14 protein-coding genes are annotated in these 16,534 nt (G+C 66.6%); 10 read left to right on the top strand and 4 right to left on the bottom strand.

From position 1 onward, the window contains the following. Positions 1 to 165 precede the first annotated feature (165 nt). Positions 166 to 2,664, bottom strand: a complete 2,499-nt coding sequence (locus GGQ96_RS07345) for a TonB-dependent receptor (RefSeq protein WP_221239846.1) — start codon at positions 2,662 to 2,664, stop codon at positions 166 to 168. A 259-nt stretch (positions 2,665 to 2,923) separates the two neighbouring features. On the opposite strand from GGQ96_RS07345, the gene GGQ96_RS07340 reads away from it, so the two are divergent. Next, entirely contained in the window at positions 2,924 to 3,397 is a 474-nt protein-coding gene (locus tag GGQ96_RS07340) for an Hsp20 family protein (RefSeq protein WP_184113069.1), read from the top strand. Between the two features lie 263 nt (positions 3,398 to 3,660). Here GGQ96_RS07340 and pyrG read toward each other — a convergent pair whose 3' ends face one another. Both pyrG and secG read right to left on the bottom strand, forming a co-directional pair. Next, the gene (gene pyrG / locus GGQ96_RS07335; RefSeq protein ID WP_184113067.1) at positions 3,661 to 5,310 is read right to left on the bottom strand and encodes a CTP synthase; all 1,650 of its coding nucleotides are present in this window, start codon (positions 5,308 to 5,310) and stop codon (positions 3,661 to 3,663) included. An 85-nt stretch (positions 5,311 to 5,395) separates the two neighbouring features. Further along, on the bottom strand, positions 5,396 to 5,788 hold the full coding sequence (gene secG / locus GGQ96_RS07330; protein WP_184113065.1) for a preprotein translocase subunit SecG: 393 nt from the start codon (positions 5,786 to 5,788) through the stop codon (positions 5,396 to 5,398). A 242-nt stretch (positions 5,789 to 6,030) separates the two neighbouring features. Between secG and GGQ96_RS07325 the strand changes: the two genes are divergently transcribed. The 8 genes from GGQ96_RS07325 to eda all read left to right on the top strand — a co-directional run bounded on the left by GGQ96_RS07325 (position 6,031) and on the right by eda (position 13,357). Further along, positions 6,031 to 6,351 carry a MarR family transcriptional regulator gene (locus tag GGQ96_RS07325; RefSeq protein WP_184113056.1) on the top strand — a complete coding sequence of 107 codons (321 nt, stop codon included), beginning with the start codon at positions 6,031 to 6,033 and terminating at the stop codon, positions 6,349 to 6,351. Positions 6,352 to 6,454: 103 nt separating this feature from the next. Beyond that, complete coding sequence (locus GGQ96_RS07320) at positions 6,455 to 6,676, top strand: SH3 domain-containing protein (RefSeq protein WP_246360240.1); 222 nt, start codon at positions 6,455 to 6,457, stop codon at positions 6,674 to 6,676. Then, on the top strand, positions 6,673 to 7,599 hold the full coding sequence (gene argC / locus GGQ96_RS07315; protein ID WP_184113054.1) for an N-acetyl-gamma-glutamyl-phosphate reductase: 927 nt from the start codon (positions 6,673 to 6,675) through the stop codon (positions 7,597 to 7,599). Before GGQ96_RS07320 ends, argC begins: the two co-directional genes overlap by 4 nt. An 11-nt stretch (positions 7,600 to 7,610) precedes the next feature. Then, a complete protein-coding gene (zwf, locus tag GGQ96_RS07310; protein WP_184113052.1) occupies positions 7,611 to 9,074 on the top strand; it encodes a glucose-6-phosphate dehydrogenase in 1,464 nt (487 codons plus the stop codon). 118 nt (positions 9,075 to 9,192) lie between these two features. Continuing rightward, on the top strand, positions 9,193 to 9,900 hold the full coding sequence (gene pgl / locus GGQ96_RS07305; protein WP_425506688.1) for a 6-phosphogluconolactonase: 708 nt from the start codon (positions 9,193 to 9,195) through the stop codon (positions 9,898 to 9,900). Positions 9,901 to 9,940: 40 nt separating this feature from the next. Continuing rightward, on the top strand, positions 9,941 to 11,752 hold the full coding sequence (gene edd, locus GGQ96_RS07300; protein WP_184113048.1) for a phosphogluconate dehydratase: 1,812 nt from the start codon (positions 9,941 to 9,943) through the stop codon (positions 11,750 to 11,752). A 34-nt stretch (positions 11,753 to 11,786) separates the two neighbouring features. Then, positions 11,787 to 12,755: a glucokinase gene (gene glk / locus GGQ96_RS07295; protein WP_184113046.1), complete on the top strand. Its 969-nt coding sequence runs from the start codon at positions 11,787 to 11,789 to the stop codon at positions 12,753 to 12,755. 17 nt (positions 12,756 to 12,772) lie between these two features. Next, the gene (eda, locus tag GGQ96_RS07290) at positions 12,773 to 13,357 is read left to right on the top strand and encodes a bifunctional 4-hydroxy-2-oxoglutarate aldolase/2-dehydro-3-deoxy-phosphogluconate aldolase (RefSeq protein ID WP_184113245.1); all 585 of its coding nucleotides are present in this window, start codon (positions 12,773 to 12,775) and stop codon (positions 13,355 to 13,357) included. A gap of 2 nt (positions 13,358 to 13,359) precedes the next feature. Here the strand turns inward: eda and GGQ96_RS07285 are convergent, their stop codons facing one another. Next, positions 13,360 to 13,818 (bottom strand): DUF4126 domain-containing protein, encoded by a 459-nt coding sequence (locus tag GGQ96_RS07285; RefSeq protein WP_246360238.1) that lies wholly within the window; start codon positions 13,816 to 13,818, stop codon positions 13,360 to 13,362. Positions 13,819 to 13,974: 156 nt separating this feature from the next. Here GGQ96_RS07285 and GGQ96_RS07280 point away from each other — a divergent pair, with 156 nt between their 5' ends. Continuing rightward, the gene (locus GGQ96_RS07280) at positions 13,975 to 16,500 is read left to right on the top strand and encodes a TonB-dependent receptor domain-containing protein (RefSeq protein WP_184113043.1); all 2,526 of its coding nucleotides are present in this window, start codon (positions 13,975 to 13,977) and stop codon (positions 16,498 to 16,500) included. Positions 16,501 to 16,534: the final 34 nt, after the last annotated feature.

The following is a 16,534-nucleotide window of genomic DNA, read 5'->3' as shown; positions in this document are numbered from 1 at the left end:
CCCTGTCTTCCCTACACGATCGAGATTAACCGGGAATGAGCAAATGAGGAAATCGATCGCTCGGTCGCGTCGCTCCTGCGGACGCGGCGAAGCGGTCCGGTCGACCCGGCGTGGCTTCGCGGCGCTCGCAAGCACGACGCATGTGCCGTTTGCCCCGTCCCTCGGTCAAAAGCTGCGCGAGACGGTCACGCCATAGGTTCGCGGATCGCCGGGCTGGCCGACGATCAGACCGGTGCTGCCCGATTGCGTGGCGAGCAGTTCGAAATAATCCTTGTCGAAGACGTTGCGCACCCAGGCGAAGGCGTTCCATTTTCCGCCCTCGCGGTACCCAAGCCGGACGTTGCTCAGCGAATAGCCGTTGATGTCGGTATAAAGCGAGCGCGACGGATTGGACGAGAATTTGGACCGGTAGCTGCCGTCATAGCCGGCGTAGAAATTGCCGTCGAGGCCGACCGCGCTGGCGGGAAGCTGGTACTCTGCGCCGTAGGAGAAGGCCCATTTGGACACGCCCGGCAGCCACTGGCCGGAAATGTCGCAATTGGCTGGGCTGTACGACGGTTGCGTGCTCGTGCCCGGGCGGCCCGCCGGGCTGGGCGGATTGGCGACGGTGGCAGCGGAACCGCCCGACAGTTCGGGCGGGCACGGCGCATCGGTGAAGCGCACATATTTCGCATCGGTGAAGGCCGCATTGGCATAGACGTTCAGCCGGTCGGTCGGGCGGAACGCCGAGTCGAGCTCGATCCCGCGCGTCCGCACCCGGCCGGCATTGGCCAGATAGCCACGCAGCACGCCGAGCTGGCCGTTGGTGACGGTCGCTTGATAATCGTCGATCACCGTCCAGAAACCAGCCAGGTTGAGCGTGATCCGCCGGTCGGCGAGGCGGGTCTTCAGGCCCAGCTCGAAATGATTGACCTTCTCCGGCTTCACTGTGGCCGAGGCGAGGATCGGCTGGTTCGCCGCGTCGAGCGGCAGGCCTGACAGATTGATGCCGCCGGATTTGTAGGAGCGCGCATAGGTCGCGTAATAGAAGACGTCCGGCGTGAACTGATAGGAGATGGTCAGGTCGCCCGACAGGTTCCAGTTGTGGAAACGCGGATCATAGCGCTGCGGCGCGAGGACGCCGCGCTGATCGCTGGTGAGGTTGGTCGAGCCGCTGCCCGTCGTCACCACCGACAGATAGGACCCGCTCTTCTCGTCATAGTTCAGCCGCAGGCCGGGCGCGATCGAGAGCCGGTCGTCGACGTGCCAGGTCAGCTTGCCGAACAGCGCAGCCGAGGTGTTCTTGAACCCGATCGTATTGCGCGCCGTCAGCCCGTCCAAGGTCGCCGGGTTGCGCCCGCCCGCGCTGGTGGGGTTGAGAAGGAAGGCGCTGGCCGCCGGCCCCTGCACCTGCAATCCCTGCGTGTCGATCGTCTGATAGAAATAGAAGGCGCCCAGCACATAATCGAGCGTGCGCTGGCCGTTCGACGCGATGCGCAGTTCCTGGCTGACTTGGCTCTGCTGCGACGGATTGGCGGAGACGGTGGTGATCGGCAGGCCGATGAAGTCGCGGTCGTTTGATGGGTCCCAGTGCCAGAAGCGCCATGCGCTGACCGAGGTCAGCGTCGCGCCACCCAGGTCCCAATCCGCCAGCAGCGACAGCCCGCCGAGTTCCTGCTTGGCGCGCAGATCCGTGTCGACATCGGTTAGTCGGTCGAACGCATTGGTCGACGGCACCTGATAGCCCTGCGCCGCCGCCAGGGCCGCATATTGCCGGTTGAGCGGCCGCTGCGTGGTGCCGACCCGCGCATAATATTGAACGCAGCAATTGGGATTCTGGCGGGCATAGTCGCCGCTGAGCGTCAGGTCGAGATTCGGCGACGCCCGCCACAGGATCTGGGCGCGCACGCCCTTATTGTCCTGGCTGTTCTGCCATTCGTCCTGACGGACATTGTAGATGGTGCCACGGCGCGTCGTCACCGAGGCCGACAGGCGGATCGCGACCTTGTCGTCCACGAGCGGGCCGGACGCCGAAGCCTTGCCCTGGAAGAAGTCGAGATTGCCGCCGCTCAGTTCGACCCGCGCCTCAGGCGTGAAGCTAGGCTTGCGCGTGATTATGTTGATGGCGCCGGCGGTGGTGTTCTTCCCGTAGAGTGTGCCCTGCGGCCCCCGCAGCACCTCGATCCGCTCGGTGTCGGTAAAGTCGAACGTCGCCGAAGCAATGCGGCTATAGTAGACCTGATCGACATAGATGCCGACCCCCTGCTCGATCCCGTCATTGGTCAGACCGAACGGCGCGCCCAGGCCGCGGATATTGGCGGCGGAGTTGCGCGGGTTGGTCGAGTAGAATTGCAGCGTCGGCTGAATCTGGGTCAGCCGGCTGACGTTATAGGTGCCCGTTTCCGCCAGCGCGGTGCCGCCGATCACCGACACTGCGATCGGCACGGTCTGCACCGATTCGGACCGCCGTCGCGCCGTGACCACGATGTCGCCGCCGGGAGACGCGATCGCCGGGCCGGTGCGGCCGGTCGTCGCGCCCTCCCCCCCGGTCTGGTCCGTCGCCTGCGACGCCGGGACCGCTGACGCCGGAGCCGGAGACGCTGGGGCTTGCGACCCCGGTGCCTGCACGTCGGCAGGCGGTGTGGCGATCTGCAGCGCGAGCAGCAGCGTCAGCGTGGGGGTCATGAGGAAGCTCCCTGGGATGCGTTATGGCTTTGCGATCAAAGTCCACTATCTTGCTGGGATATGGACCAAGCAAAATGTTCGCCCAAGGATAGTTTCTCTATTTGTCATGAAATTTCAGCCACTTGACTGGCCTGAGAAAGCCTTGAAAGCGGTTTTAGATGAACCATCTAAGTGGCGTACGGCGCCACATGGGCCGTATGCCGGGGTCGCGCACAGGCGGGCTCCGGAGATCGTCAACTCGCTCATTGGAGGATTTGAAATGCGTCTCGACCTGACCCCCTATCGCCGCTCGACCATCGGCTTCGACCGGTTGTTCGATCTGCTCGAGACCAACGCCCGCGCGGCGTCGGCCGAAAATTATCCCCCCTTCAACCTCGAGCGTCTCGCCGATGACCGCTACCGCATCACCCTGGCGGTGGCCGGCTTCTCGCGCGACGAGATCGAGATCACGGCGCAGCAGAACCTGCTGCTCGTCACCGGCAAGAAGGACGAGAAGCCCAGTGCTACCTTCGTCCATGTCGGCATTGCGAACCGCTCCTTCGAGCGTCGCTTCGAATTGGCGGACTTCGTGTTCGTCGAGGATGCGCGGTTGAACGATGGCCTGCTGGTCATCGATCTGGTCCGCGAAGTGCCCGAAGCGATGAAACCGAAGCAGATCGCGATCAAGACCGGCGCGCCACTCGCCGCTGTCGAGAACCGCACGGACTCGGGCAGCGAGGCTCAGGCCGCCTAAACCGCTCGACGCCAGTTTCTCCCTTTTCCTGGCGTCGCAGGGGCGTCCGGGCCGCAAGGCCCGGGCGCTTTTTTTCGTCATCGTGTCGTCGCCGGCGGCCGGACGTTCAAATAGCGTGCCCCGCCCGGAGAGGCGGTTCATGCGCGCGAGGGTGGAGTGGGGACACGCCGACGAAGTTCGCGCGCCTTGCGTCCGTGTCTCCCTCACCGCACCTGCGGCCTACCACCTCCCCTCCCAGGCGAAGAAGTGCAGTTATTCTGACCTCAGACCAGCCGGCTCTGCTTCACGGCCGCCTCGACGAAGCTGGCGAATAGCGGGTGCGGGTCGAACGGCTTGGACTTGAGTTCGGGGTGGAACTGCACCGCGACGAACCAGGGATGGTCCGGCCGCTCGACGATCTCGGGCAGCGTGCCGTCGGGCGACATGCCGCTGAACACCAGGCCACCCTTTTCCAGCGCGTCCTTATAGTGGGTGTTGACCTCGTAGCGATGACGGTGGCGCTCGAAGATCGTCTCGCCGCCATAGATGCCGGCGACGACGCTGTTGCCGCTCAGCTTGGCCTCATAGGCCCCGAGGCGCATCGTGCCGCCCAGGTCGCCCTGCTCCTCACGCTTCTCCAGCCCGTCGCGGCCCATCCATTCGGTAATCAGGCCGACCACCGGCTGCTCGGTCGGGCCGAACTCGGTCGACGATGCATCGCTGATTCCGGCCAGGTTCCGCGCGCCCTCGATACATGCCATCTGCATGCCGAAGCAGATGCCGAAATAGGGGATACGGCGTTCGCGCGCGAAGCGGATCGCGGCGATCTTGCCTTCCGCGCCGCGTTCGCCGAACGCGCCCGGCACCAGGATCGCGTCGCACGGCTCCAGCTGCGCGACGGTCTCCACGTCGTCGCCCTCGAACAGCTCGGCGTCGATCCAGCGGACATTGACCTTCACGCGATTGGCGATGCCGCCATGGACCAGCGCTTCGTTCAACGACTTGTAGGCATCCTGCAGGCCGACATATTTGCCGACCACGCCGATCGTCACTTCGCCCTGCGGGTTGGTCAGCCGGTCGACGATCTCGGACCAGCGCGACAGGTCGGGCGCGCCCTGCGGCTCGATCCCAAAGGCGCGCAGCACCTCCTCATCCAGCCCCTCGGCATGATATTGCAGCGGCACCGCATAGATGCTCTTCGCATCGAGCGCGGGAATGACGGCGGAAGCCGGCACGTTGCAGAACAACGCGATCTTCGACCGCTCCGACGGCGGCAGCGGCTGTTCGCAGCGGCAGACCAGCACGTCCGGCGCGACGCCCAGCGCCGCGATCTCGCGTACCGAATGCTGGGTCGGCTTGGTCTTCAGCTCGCCCGCCGCCGCGATATAGGGGACCAGCGTGACGTGGACGCTGATCGAGCGCCCGCGGCCCAGCTCGTTCTTGAGCTGGCGGATCGACTCGATGAAGGGCAGCGACTCGATGTCGCCCACTGTGCCGCCGATCTCGCACAACACGAAATCCAGCTCGTCGCCATTGTCGTCGACGGTGTCGGCACGGGCGAACGCCTTGATGGCGTCGGTGACGTGCGGGATGACCTGCACGGTCGCGCCCAGATAGTCGCCGCGCCGCTCACGCGTGATCACCGTGTGATAGATGCGGCCGGATGTGACATTGTCGGACTGATGTGCCGCTACGCCGGTGAAGCGTTCGTAATGGCCCAAATCGAGGTCAGTCTCCGCCCCGTCGTCGGTCACATAGACTTCGCCATGCTGATAGGGGCTCATCGTCCCGGGGTCGACGTTCAAATAGGGATCGAACTTGCGGATGCGGACCTTGTAGCCGCGTGCCTGCAAGAGTGCTGCGAGAGAGGCCGCCATGAGGCCCTTGCCGAGCGACGAAACCACGCCGCCGGTGATGAAGATGTACCGCGCCATGGGAAGAATCGCCTAGCTTGGAATGGGGACGCACGACAAGCACCCGCGAACGATCACGGGTGCCGATTGCGACGGATGGAGGGTTTTAGTTCGCGAGCGGAACCGACGCGTTGCCGGTTGCGTCGGCCGGGGCGGCCGTCGGCGCCGCGCCCGGCTGGGTCGCAGGCTGGCCCGCCGCCGGAGCGGTCGGCACGCCGGCGGCCGGCGCGGCCGGCGCCTGCCGGGCCAGCGACGTGTCGATCGTCTGCGTACCGCGATGAGTCGCGGCCAGCACCGCCAACACGATCGAGAACAGCACGAAGGCACCGCCCAGCACCGCGGTCGCGCGGCTGAGGAAATCGGCCGCGCCACGCGCCGACATCAGGCCCGACGGGCTGCCGCCCATGCCCAGACCGCCCCCTTCCGACCGCTGCATCAGGATCACGGTGACGAGCGCCGCGGCGATGATGGCGTGGACGACGAGGAGGAAGGCGAACATAGGGCTGGGTGCAGTCCGATAGGGAATGAAGTGCGGCACATAGGCGAGCCGTCCGGATCGATCAACCGGCGACGTCGGACCGGACGGCGCGAGTGGTTTGCAATGCGGTAAAATTGGCGGAAACCTGCCGCGTTACGAGGCGTTGTGGCAACGAAACGAAACGCTCTCCCGCCTGCGGGGGGCGTGGATCAAGCGGAACATCGCCTGTGCCCACGAGTGACCCTCATTCCCTGTCCATCTGGATGGCCGCGCTGGTCGACTATGTCCGCTCGGGTGAACCCGACCTGACCAACCGGCAGATGGCGTTGCTGCTCCTCGTCTACCTGAAGCCCGGGCCACATACGGTACGCGGTCTGGCGCGTGCCTTGAACGTGTCGAAGCCGGTCGTCACGCGCGCCTTGAACAGATTGGGTGCCCTCGGCTATCTGCGCCGCCAACGCGACGACAGCGACAAGCGCAACATCTTCGTCGCGCGCACATCCGAAGGGGCAGAGTTTCTTGAAGAGTTCGGGCAGTTCATCGGCGACCAAGACCCCAGCATCGCCCAGCGCGCCGTCGCCTGACGCTCCGGGCGCGCCGGCGCGGCCATCGTTCGCGCTGACCGGGCGATCGATCGAGCTCGATCCGCGCAGCCACGCCGTGCGCCCCGATCTCGCGGACATCCGCTTGGCGGCTCAGGTTTTCGCCCCGCACTATGCGGCTGCCGTCGAACGATCGATCGGCTCCGGGACCGTGTTGCGCAGCGGTCGCGACCCCGGGTCGGAGAGCCTGGCGACCCTGTCCGCCGGCGAGCCGTTCGAGCTGCTCGACCTGATCGGCGATACCGCCTGGGGACGGGCGGCGAATCACGACCTTGTCGGCTATGTGCCGCTGGCGGCGCTGGCATGACCGCGCGGCTGTTCATCGACGGCGCGGCCGGCACCACCGGCATCGACATCCGAGAGCGTTTGACCGGCCGCACCGACGTCGCGATCCTGCTGCTCGACGATGCGAGCCGCAAAGATCCGGCTGCCCGGCGCGCGGCGCTGAACGACGCGGACTTCGTCATCCTCTGCCTGCCCGACGACGCGGCACGCGAGGCGGTGGCGTTGATCGACAATGACCGAACCCGCGTGATCGACGCGTCGAGCGCGCATCGCGTTGCGGATGGCTGGACCTACGGCTTTCCCGAGCTGGAGCCGGACGGCGAGACGCGCATAGCGGCCGCGACCCGGGTCTCCAATCCCGGCTGCTATCCGACCGGCTTCCTGGCGCTGGTCCGCCCGCTGGTCCGCGCCGGGCTGATCCCGGCCGACTGGCCGGTCAGCGTCAACGCGACCTCCGGCTATTCCGGTGGCGGCAAGGCGATGATCGCGGACTATGAGGCAGGCGGCGCCTCCGCGTTCCGCCCCTATGCGCTGTCGCTGGCCCACAAGCATGTGCCGGAGATGACGGTGCATGCGGGCCTGGCCCATGCGCCGATCTTCGCGCCCGCCGTCGCCAATGTCCGCCAGGGCATGGTGGTGGAGGTGCCGTTGCCGCTCCACGCGCTGCCCGGCCGCCCGACGCTCGCCAGCCTCTCCGACGCGCTGTCGGCCGCTTATGACGGCCAGCCGCTCGTCACTGTCGCCAACGACCAGCCCGCCGGCATCGCGATCGAGGAGAATGCCGGCACCGACCGGCTGACCCTGCGCGTGCTCGGCAACGACACCACCGGTCAGGCGCGGCTGGTCGCCACGCTCGACAATCTGGGCAAGGGCGCGGGCGGCGCCGCCGTCCAGAACCTCAACATCATGGCGGGGCTCGATCCCCTCGCCGGTCTCCATCGCTGAAAGGAACCGCCATGCCGCGTGACCCCGTCGCCAAGCTCCTTCTGTTCGGCGCCACCGGCGACCTGGCGCAGCGGATGCTGCTGCCGTCCCTCTACGGCCTCCATGCCGACAATCTGCTCCCAGCCGAGCTGAAGATCTTCGGCGCGGCGCGACACGACCATGATGATGAGGGCTACCGCGCCTTCGCGCGCAAGGCGCTCGACCAGTTCCTGCCTGAGGACCGCAAGAACGAAGCCGCGATCGCCAGCTTCCTGGAGCGCGTCTTCTACCAGCCGACCGACCTTTCCGACCCGGAGAGTTTCACGCCGCTGGCCGAAAAGGTCGGCGACATCGCCGGCGGCCTCGCCATCTATCTCTCGACCGCCCCTTCGCTGTTCGAGAGCGCGATCACCGGCCTGCAAAGCGTCGGTCTCGCCGGCACCACGGTCCGCGTCGGGCTGGAGAAGCCGCTGGGCTACGATCTGGAGAGCAGCCGCGAGATCAACGACGCGGTCGCCAAGGCCTTTCCCGAGGAGCGGACCTACCGGATCGACCATTATCTGGGCAAAGAGACGGTCCAGAACATCCTGGCGCTCCGCTTCGGCAACAGCTTCTTCGAGCCGGTGTGGAACGCGCAAGGCATCGACAACGTCCAGATCACCATCGCCGAGACGGTCGGGCTGGAGGAACGCGCCGGCTATTACGAGACGGCGGGCGCATTGCGCGACATGGTGCAGAACCATATCCTGCAGCTGCTGGCCTTGGTCGCCATGGAGCCGCCGGCGCATTTCGACGGCACCGACGTGCGCGACGAGAAGTCCAAGGTGTTCCGCTCCCTGCGCATCATGAAACCCGAAGAAGTGCCGCAGATGACGGTCACCGGCCAATATGGGGAAGGCGCCGTCAAGGGCCAGTTCGTCAAGAGCTATGCCGAGGAACTGGGGCAGTCGTCCACTACGGAGACGTTCGTCGCGATCAAGGCGCATATCGACAATTGGCGCTGGCAGGGCGTGCCCTTCTACCTGCGCACCGGCAAGCGCATGGCGACGCGCCGGTCGGAGATCGCGATCCAGTTCAAGGCGGTGCCGCATTCCATGTTCGCCGGGCGCGGCGGCCTGCTCCAGCCCAACATGCTCATAATCCGCCTGCAGCCGGAGGAATATATCCAGCTCCTGGTGATGGCCAAGGAGCCGGGCCTCGATCGCAACGGCGTCCGCCTGCGCGAAGTGCCGCTCAACCTGTCGCTCGATGCCGAGTTCGCCGGCAGCCGTCGCCGCATCGCCTATGAGCGCTTGCTGCTCGACCTTATCGAAGGCGACCAAACGCTGTTCGTCCGTCGCGACGAGGTGGAGGCGCAGTGGCGGTTCATCGACGCGATCCGCGCCGGCTGGGACGCGAACGACGTGAAGCCGAAAAGCTATCCGTCGGGCAGTTGGGGTCCGTCCGCCGCGATCGCGCTGACCGAGCGCGACGGCGTCACCTGGCAGGACGACTGATCGGGCGGGACGATTGATCGGCCGAAGCCACTGGTAAATGCCGTATACTTACGTATGCGCTGAAGCCGCCCTGGCTTTCGGCGGAACTGCGGATGCCGTAGCGTCCGCCACGGAGACGATGATGACCGAGATCGAATGGTGGGAATATGACGACGCGGCCGAGCTCGCGGATGCGATCGCGGGCGACATCCAGTTCGTGATCGAAAGCGCGCTTGACGCGCGCGGCTCGGCGGTGATCGCGCTGGCGGGGGGCAAGACCCCCTTCCCCGCCTATGAGAAGCTGGCCAAGGCAAAGCTCGACTGGAAGAAGGTGACGATCGTCCCGACCGACGAACGCATCGTGCCGCTCGGCGATGCGCTGTCGAACGTCACCGCGCTCGCCAAGATCTTCCTGCCCAAGGGCGCACGGGTCATGCCGATCGTGCCGGAGGCGACTGCGGACTATAAGGCCGCGGGCCGGTCGGCGGACGCGCTGATGCAGGACCTGCACTGGCCGCTCGACTTCTGCCTGCTGGGGGTGGGCGGCGACGGCCATACCGCGTCGATCTTCCCCGGCCCCGATTTCGACGAGGCGCTGAACGGACCGAAGGAGCGCCGGGCGCTGGGCGTGATGCCCGACCCGCTGCCGCCCGAGGCGCCGGTCGCGCGCGTGACGCTGTCACGTGCTGGCATCGTCTCCGCCAAGGCGCTGATGATCGCGGTGACCGGCCAGGCCAAACGCGACGTGCTGGAACGCGCGATCGAGCAGGGTCCGTCCTCGGCCTATCCGATCGGCCGCGTGCTGGCGGACGTCGAGCTGCCGATCGACATCCACTGGGCGCCCTGACGCCCTCCTTTCTTTCTCCCGATTGCGAGCGACCTCACCGATGAAGGCGGACATCCAGGCGGTCACCGACCGCATCATTGCACGCTCGCGCGCGTCGCGCGGGGCTTATCTCGACCTGATCGAGCGTGAGCGCGAACGCGCCGTCCGCCGCCCCGCCCTGGGCTGCGCCAACCTCGCCCATGCCTATGCCGGCACCGAAGAGGATCGCGAGCAGCTCAAGGCCGATTCCGGCATGAACATCGGCATCGTCACCGCCTATAACGACATGCTGTCGGCGCACGCGGTCTACTACCGCTATCCCGAGCTGATGAAGGTCTGGGCGCGCGAGGTCGGCGCCACCGCGCAGGTCGCAGGCGGCGTGCCGGCGATGTGCGACGGCGTGACCCAGGGCTATCCCGGCATGGAGCTGTCGCTGTTCAGCCGCGACACCATCGCCCTGTCGACCGCGGTGGCGCTCAGCCATGGCACGTTCGAGGGCGCGGCGCTGCTCGGCATCTGCGACAAGATCGTACCCGGCCTGCTGATGGGCGCGCTGCGCTTCGGCCATCTGCCGACCATCCTGATCCCCGGCGGCCCGATGCCGTCGGGCCTGCCCAACAAGGCCAAGGCGGCGGTGCGCGAGCGCTATGCCGAGGGCGAGTGCGGGCGCGAGGAACTGCTCGAAGCCGAGATCCAGGCTTATCATACCAAGGGCACCTGCACCTTCTACGGCACCGCAAACACCAACCAGATGATGATGGAGGCGATGGGCCTGCACATGCCGGGCGCCGCCTTCGTCAATCCGGGCACCAAGCTGCGCCAGGAACTGACCCGCGCCGCCGTCCACCGGCTGGCCCGGATCGGGGCCCGGGGCGACGATTACCGGCCGCTCGGCCACTGTGTCGATGAGAAGGCGATCGTCAACGCGGCGGTGGGCCTGCTGGCGACCGGCGGCTCGACCAATCACCTGCTCCACCTGCCGGCGATCGCGCGCGCGGCCGGCATCGTCATCGACTGGGAGGATATGGACCGGCTATCGGCGGCGGTGCCGCTGATCGCGCGGGTCTATCCCAACGGATCGGCCGATGTGAACGGCTTCGAGGCGGCGGGCGGGATGCCGTTCGTGGTTCGCGAACTGCTGGATGGCGGCTATCTCCATCGCGACCTGCTGACCGTCGCGGGCGGCAACCTGACGGCGTTCGGCGAGAAGCCGATGATCGCGGGCGACGCACTGACCTGGACCGACCCGGGACCGAGCGGCGACGAGACGATCCTGCGTCCGGTCGCCAACCCCTTCTCGCCCGATGGCGGGATGCGCATCCTCCAGGGCAATATCGGTCGCGCCTGCATCAAGGTGTCTGCGGTCGAGCGCGAGCGCTGGGTGATCGAGGCGCCCGCACGCGTCTTCGCCGATCAGCTCGACGTGCTGGAAGCCTTCAAGGCGGGCGAGCTGGAACGCGACGTGGTGGTCGTGGTCCGCTTCCAGGGGCCTCGCGCCAACGGCATGCCCGAGCTGCACAAGCTGACGCCGCCGCTCGGCGTGCTGCAGAATCGCGGCTTCAAGGTGGCGCTGGTCACCGATGGCCGCATGTCGGGAGCGAGTGGCAAGGTGCCCTGCGCGATCCATTGCAGCCCGGAAGCGCTGGGCGATGGCCCGATCGGCAAGATCCGCGACGGCGACATGATCCGGCTGGACGCGGTGAACGGCACGCTCGACGCCCTGGTCGACCCGGACGAGTGGGAGGCGCGCCCGCTCGCCCAGGGCGATACGGCGGTCAGCGGCATGGGCCGCGAGCTGTTCGCCCTGTTCCGCCATGACGCCGACGAGGCCGAGCGCGGCGCGTCGGCGATCCTGGCCGCCGCCGGCCTCTGACAGCCGCCGCACGCAGAAGATAGAGGGAGGGACAATGCAGGTCGTCGCAGTCGATATCGGGGGAACCCACGCCCGCTTCGCCATCGCCGAGGTGGAGGGCGGCCGGGTCGTCGCCCTGTCCGAGCCGATGACCCAGAAGACGGCCGAACATGCCTCGCTCCAGACCGCGTGGCAGGCATTCGAGGCGGCCTATGGCAAGCCCCTGCCCCGCGCCGCGGCCATTTCGGTCGCGTCGCCGATTACCGGCGACATCATCCGGCTGACCAATAATCCCTGGATCATCCGCCCGTCGCTGATCGGTGAGCGGCTGAACGCCGATATCTACACCATCATCAACGATTTCGGCGCGGTCGGCCATGCCGTGGCGCAATTGCCCGACGCGGACTTCCAGCATCTGTGCGGTCCTAACACGGCGCTGCCCGGCGAAGGCGTGACCACCGTGTGCGGCCCGGGCACCGGCCTCGGCGTGGCGCAGGTGCTGAAGCAGAATGGCGGATACCAGGTCCTGTCGACCGAGGGCGGCCATATGGACTTCGCACCGCTCGACGCACTGGAGGACGCGATGCTGCGCCGCCTGCGCAAGATATTCACCCGCGTTTCGGCCGAGCGGATCGTCGCGGGCCCCGGCATCGTCGCCATCTACGAGACGCTGGCCGAGCTGGAGGGTCGCCCGGTCGTCAGCCGTGACGACAAGACCATCTGGCAGGAAGCGCTGGAGGGCACGGACTCGATCGCGCTCGCCGCGCTCGACCGGTTCTGCCTGTCGCTGGGCGCGGTCGCGGGCGATTTGGCGCTGGCGCATGGCGCCAAGGCGGTGGTGATCGCCGGTGGGTTGGGCCTGCGCATCAAGGACAAGCTGATCCGCTCCGCCTTCGACCAGCGCTTCGTTGCCAAGGGACGGTTCCAGTCGATGATGGCGGCGATGCCCGTCAAGCTGATCACCCATCCGCAGCCCGGCCTGTTCGGTGCCGCCGCCGCCTTCGCCCAGGAGCATAGCCAGTGACCGACATCCTTTCCATCATGCGCACCAGTGCGGTCATTCCGGTGCTGGTGATCGACGACGCCGCCACCGCCAGGCCGCTGGCCGAGGCCTTGGTCGCCGGGGGGCTGAAGGTGCTGGAGGTCACGATGCGCACCCCCGCCGCCCTGGACGCGATCGCCGAGATGAAGACGGTGGAGGGAGCGATCGTCGGCGCCGGCACCGTGGTCAACACCGATCAGTTCGAGCAGGTCATGAAGGTCGGCGCAGAGTTCATCGTCTCGCCAGGCCTGACCGATCGGCTCGGCGGCGCAATCATCCAGGCCGGCGTTCCCTACCTACCCGGCATCGCCAGTGCCGGTGACATCATGCGTGGCTTGGACCTGGGACTGACTGCCTTCAAGTTCTTTCCGGCTGAGACGAGCGGCGGGATCAAGGCACTGAAGGCGCTGGCCGCGCCCTTTTACCAGTGCCGCTTCTGCCCGACAGGAGGGATTACCGAGGCGTCGGCGCCCGACTGGCTGGCCTTCGGCCCGGTCGAATGCGTCGGCGGCAGCTGGGTGACCGGCGGCACCATGGCTGAGGTCGAGACCAAGGCGCGGGCCGCCGCCGCCCTGCGCGGCTAGCATCACGCCACCGCCGCGCGTCCCCTGACGATTCGCGCGGCGGCGGTGAGGACCGCGATATCCTCCGCGAAGCCTGTGGGCGTCTGGCCGTGCCGGCGGAGCGCCGTCATCCGCAAACGCCAGCCCGGGTAGGCGGCGATCACCGCCGTCGTGCCGGCCAGCGCCGCGCCCCACCAGCGCTCCCGCTGCGGCACCAACACCGCGCCCGCGATCGCCGAGGTCACGAACCGGGCCGCCAGTCCAATCGGCACGATCCGGTCGGGCGCCGTCTTCTGCTTGTCCCCGGCCATTTCCCCAACCGCCAGTGCCAGGGCGCCCCCCGCGACCAACGGCCGCGCCAGGAAGCGCGTCAGCGCATCGCGCGCCGGCAACTCGCCCCGCGCCAGTCCGATCGCCACGGCTGCAAGTGGCGTCATCGCCCGTTGCCCGCCAACCAGTCCCATCCTGAATGCCGCGATCATCGCCATCTCCTGCATAATCGACCCTGGTAACGTTCCAGTCGAAGGCCGGTTCAGTGGCCGCCGTCTCTCAATCGAAACGAAAAACTTGTGGTCCGGCCAATCGGGGCAACAGCCTTCCTATAACGGCTTAGACACATGAGACGGGGGACCTGAAACTTGCACCACCATCATCTGCTGCTGGCGACGAGCCTTTTTGCTTTCGCCACGCCAGCCGCCGCACATGGCGCCGGCGGACCGGCCGCTGCGGCGAACGATAGCCAACCAAGCACGTCCAACGAACCTGACGCCGCCGAAGCGCCTGTCGCGCAGACGGCAGCCGGGTCCGACACCATCTCGACCGGCGTCGCCAAGAGCCGCGACCGGCTCGACAGTGCGGTATCGACCAGCATCTTGCGCGCGCAGGAAATCGCCCGCATCGGCGGCCGATCGGTTGGCGAGGTGCTGCGCGACATTGCCGGACTGCGCTCCGAATATTACAACGGCGAGGGTCAGACAGGATTGAACATCCGCGGCTTGCCGCTGTCGTCGGATGGCTCCAAATTCCTGCAGTTGCAGGAGGATGGACTGCCGCTGCTCCAATTCGGCGATATCCAGGGCATGGCCACCGACGCCGCCCTCCGCATCGATCAGAACCTGTCCCAGATCGAGGTGATCCGCGGCGGGTCCGCCTCGACCTTCGCGTCCAACTCGCCTGGCGGCATCATCAACTTTCAGTCGAAGACGGGCGAGGTTCAAGGTGGCTCGGTCGCGCTGACCAGCGGTCTCGACTTCGGGCTCTACCGACTTGACGCCGATTACGGCGGCCATGTGAGTGAGAGCGTACGCTTCCATGTCGGTGGCTTCTACCGCCAGGGCGAGGGACCGCGCCGCCTCGGCTTTGAGGGGCTGCGTGGCGGACAGATCAAGGCCAACATCACGAAGGATTTCGCGAACGGCTATATTCGCGTCTACGGCAAGTATCTGGATGACACGTCCGCGTTCTACGATGCGGTGCCGATGCGCGCGACCGGCACCAATACCGACCCCAAGCTGGTTCCGATCGCCAATTTCGATCCGCGCCGCGACACGATGTCGTCGCGGTACAACGAGCAAATGTCGATCCTGGACTCCAACAACAATGTCGCGCTGCGCGATCTGACGCGAGAGCATCGCGTCCATCAGGCGGCCATCGGCCTTGAAGCGCGCTTCGATGTGGCGGGTTGGACCGTGACCGAGCGGTTCCGCTATTCCAGCATGTCCGGCTCGTTGGGTGTGCCGCTTGCTACCCGCTTCATCCCTGCCCAGTCCGCTGTGGCGCTCGGCGGCACAGGCGCGTCGCTACGTTATGCGACCGGGCCCAATGCCGGGCAGACTATCGCCGACCCCAGCACGATCGGCGGCAATGGCCTGGTTGCGTTGCTCAACACGATCGACCTGCAGATGCAGGACTATGGCAACATCACAAACGACCTTCGAGCCAATCGCGTCTGGGCGTTCGGCGACAACGAACTGACTGCCACCGGCGGTCTCTACACCGCGCGCCAGACGATCGCACGGAATGGCGGCTTCATCACGAAGCTGTCCGAGGTGCGTGGCGGGGGCAATGCGGCCCTGCTGGACCTGTCCACCGCCACCGGCACGCCGGTGACGCAGACCGGCGTCCTCAGCTACACGCTGTACGGAAGCGCGTCGAACCGGCGCAGCCTCATCGATGCGCAATACGCCATCCTCGCGCCGTTCGGCGCGTTGAACTACCACTTCGGACGAGTATCGATCGGCGGCAGTCTTCGCTACGATCGCGGCAACGTTCGCGGCAACGAGATTTTCTCCAACCCGAACGTCGCCGGCGTCGGCTTGACGACCCGCGACATGAACGGCGACGGCGTCATCTCGAACCCCGAGCGCAGCGTCGCCTTCACGCAACTCAACGCGGTGTCGCCCGTCAATTACGACTATGGCTACTGGTCCTATTCCAGTGGCATCAATTTCCGTGTCGCCGAGCCGCTGGCGGTCTTCGCGCGGTACAGCCGGGGTGCACGCGCCAACGCCGACCGAATCCTGTCGCGGACGTTCATCAATCCCCAGAGCGGGGCGCTTCTGAACCCCAGCTCGGCCTATGACCCGGTTCGACAGGCGGAGGCGGGAGTGAAGTTCCGCACGCCGTCGCTGACGCTCAACCTGACCGGCTTCTGGACCAAGGCGGACGACACCAATGCGAGCAGCCTCAGCGGCCTGTCGATCTTCCGAAAGTACAAGGCGCTGGGTCTGGAGTTCGAAGGCGGTTACCACCACGGTCCCTATAGCCTGACCGGGGGCGCCACCTATACCAGTTCGGAGATCGAGAGCGATCGCGACGACCCCACCTTGGTCGGCCACACGCCGCGCAATCAGCCGGCTCTGCTGTTCCAGGCAATGCCGCAATATGACAATGGTCACATCGCCTTCGGCGCGGTGGTGTATGGCCAGACCCGCATCTGGACGCAGGACTCCAACCAGATGCGGCTGCCCGGCTTCACGTTGGTGAATGGTTTCGTCGAATGGCGGCCGCTCGACCATCTCAGCCTCATGCTGAACGCCTCGAACCTGTTCAACACCATTGCGGTCGGATCGAGCGACACCAGCAGCATCCCCGCCAGCGGGATCGTCCTCGTGCGCCCCTACAGCGGGCGCACCGTATCGGCGACGGCGCGGCTGTCGTTCTGATTTGCCATCCGATCCCTTGCAAAGGCAGGTTCCC

It is taken from the genome of Sphingomonas abaci (genome assembly GCF_014199625.1).
In the GTDB taxonomy this organism is placed as follows: domain Bacteria; phylum Pseudomonadota; class Alphaproteobacteria; order Sphingomonadales; family Sphingomonadaceae; genus Sphingomonas; species Sphingomonas abaci.
Note: the sequence above shows the minus strand (reverse complement) of the source record. Positions and strands in the feature narration are given on the sequence as shown.

Excerpts from the sequence above, each read along its gene's own strand:
- GGQ96_RS07345 (WP_221239846.1), bottom strand. The coding sequence starts at position 2,664 with ATGACCCCCACGCTGACGCTGCTGCTCGCGCTGCAGATCGCCACACCG.
- GGQ96_RS07340 (WP_184113069.1), top strand. The coding sequence starts at position 2,924 with ATGCGTCTCGACCTGACCCCCTATCGCCGCTCGACCATCGGCTTCGAC.
- pyrG (WP_184113067.1), bottom strand. The coding sequence starts at position 5,310 with ATGGCGCGGTACATCTTCATCACCGGCGGCGTGGTTTCGTCGCTCGGC.
- secG (WP_184113065.1), bottom strand. The coding sequence starts at position 5,788 with ATGTTCGCCTTCCTCCTCGTCGTCCACGCCATCATCGCCGCGGCGCTC.
- GGQ96_RS07325 (WP_184113056.1), top strand. The coding sequence starts at position 6,031 with ATGGCCGCGCTGGTCGACTATGTCCGCTCGGGTGAACCCGACCTGACC.
- argC (WP_184113054.1), top strand. The coding sequence starts at position 6,673 with ATGACCGCGCGGCTGTTCATCGACGGCGCGGCCGGCACCACCGGCATC.
- zwf (WP_184113052.1), top strand. The coding sequence starts at position 7,611 with ATGCCGCGTGACCCCGTCGCCAAGCTCCTTCTGTTCGGCGCCACCGGC.
- pgl (WP_425506688.1), top strand. The coding sequence starts at position 9,193 with ATGATGACCGAGATCGAATGGTGGGAATATGACGACGCGGCCGAGCTC.
- edd (WP_184113048.1), top strand. The coding sequence starts at position 9,941 with ATGAAGGCGGACATCCAGGCGGTCACCGACCGCATCATTGCACGCTCG.
- glk (WP_184113046.1), top strand. The coding sequence starts at position 11,787 with ATGCAGGTCGTCGCAGTCGATATCGGGGGAACCCACGCCCGCTTCGCC.
- eda (WP_184113245.1), top strand. The coding sequence starts at position 12,773 with ATGCGCACCAGTGCGGTCATTCCGGTGCTGGTGATCGACGACGCCGCC.
- GGQ96_RS07285 (WP_246360238.1), bottom strand. The coding sequence starts at position 13,818 with ATGATCGCGGCATTCAGGATGGGACTGGTTGGCGGGCAACGGGCGATG.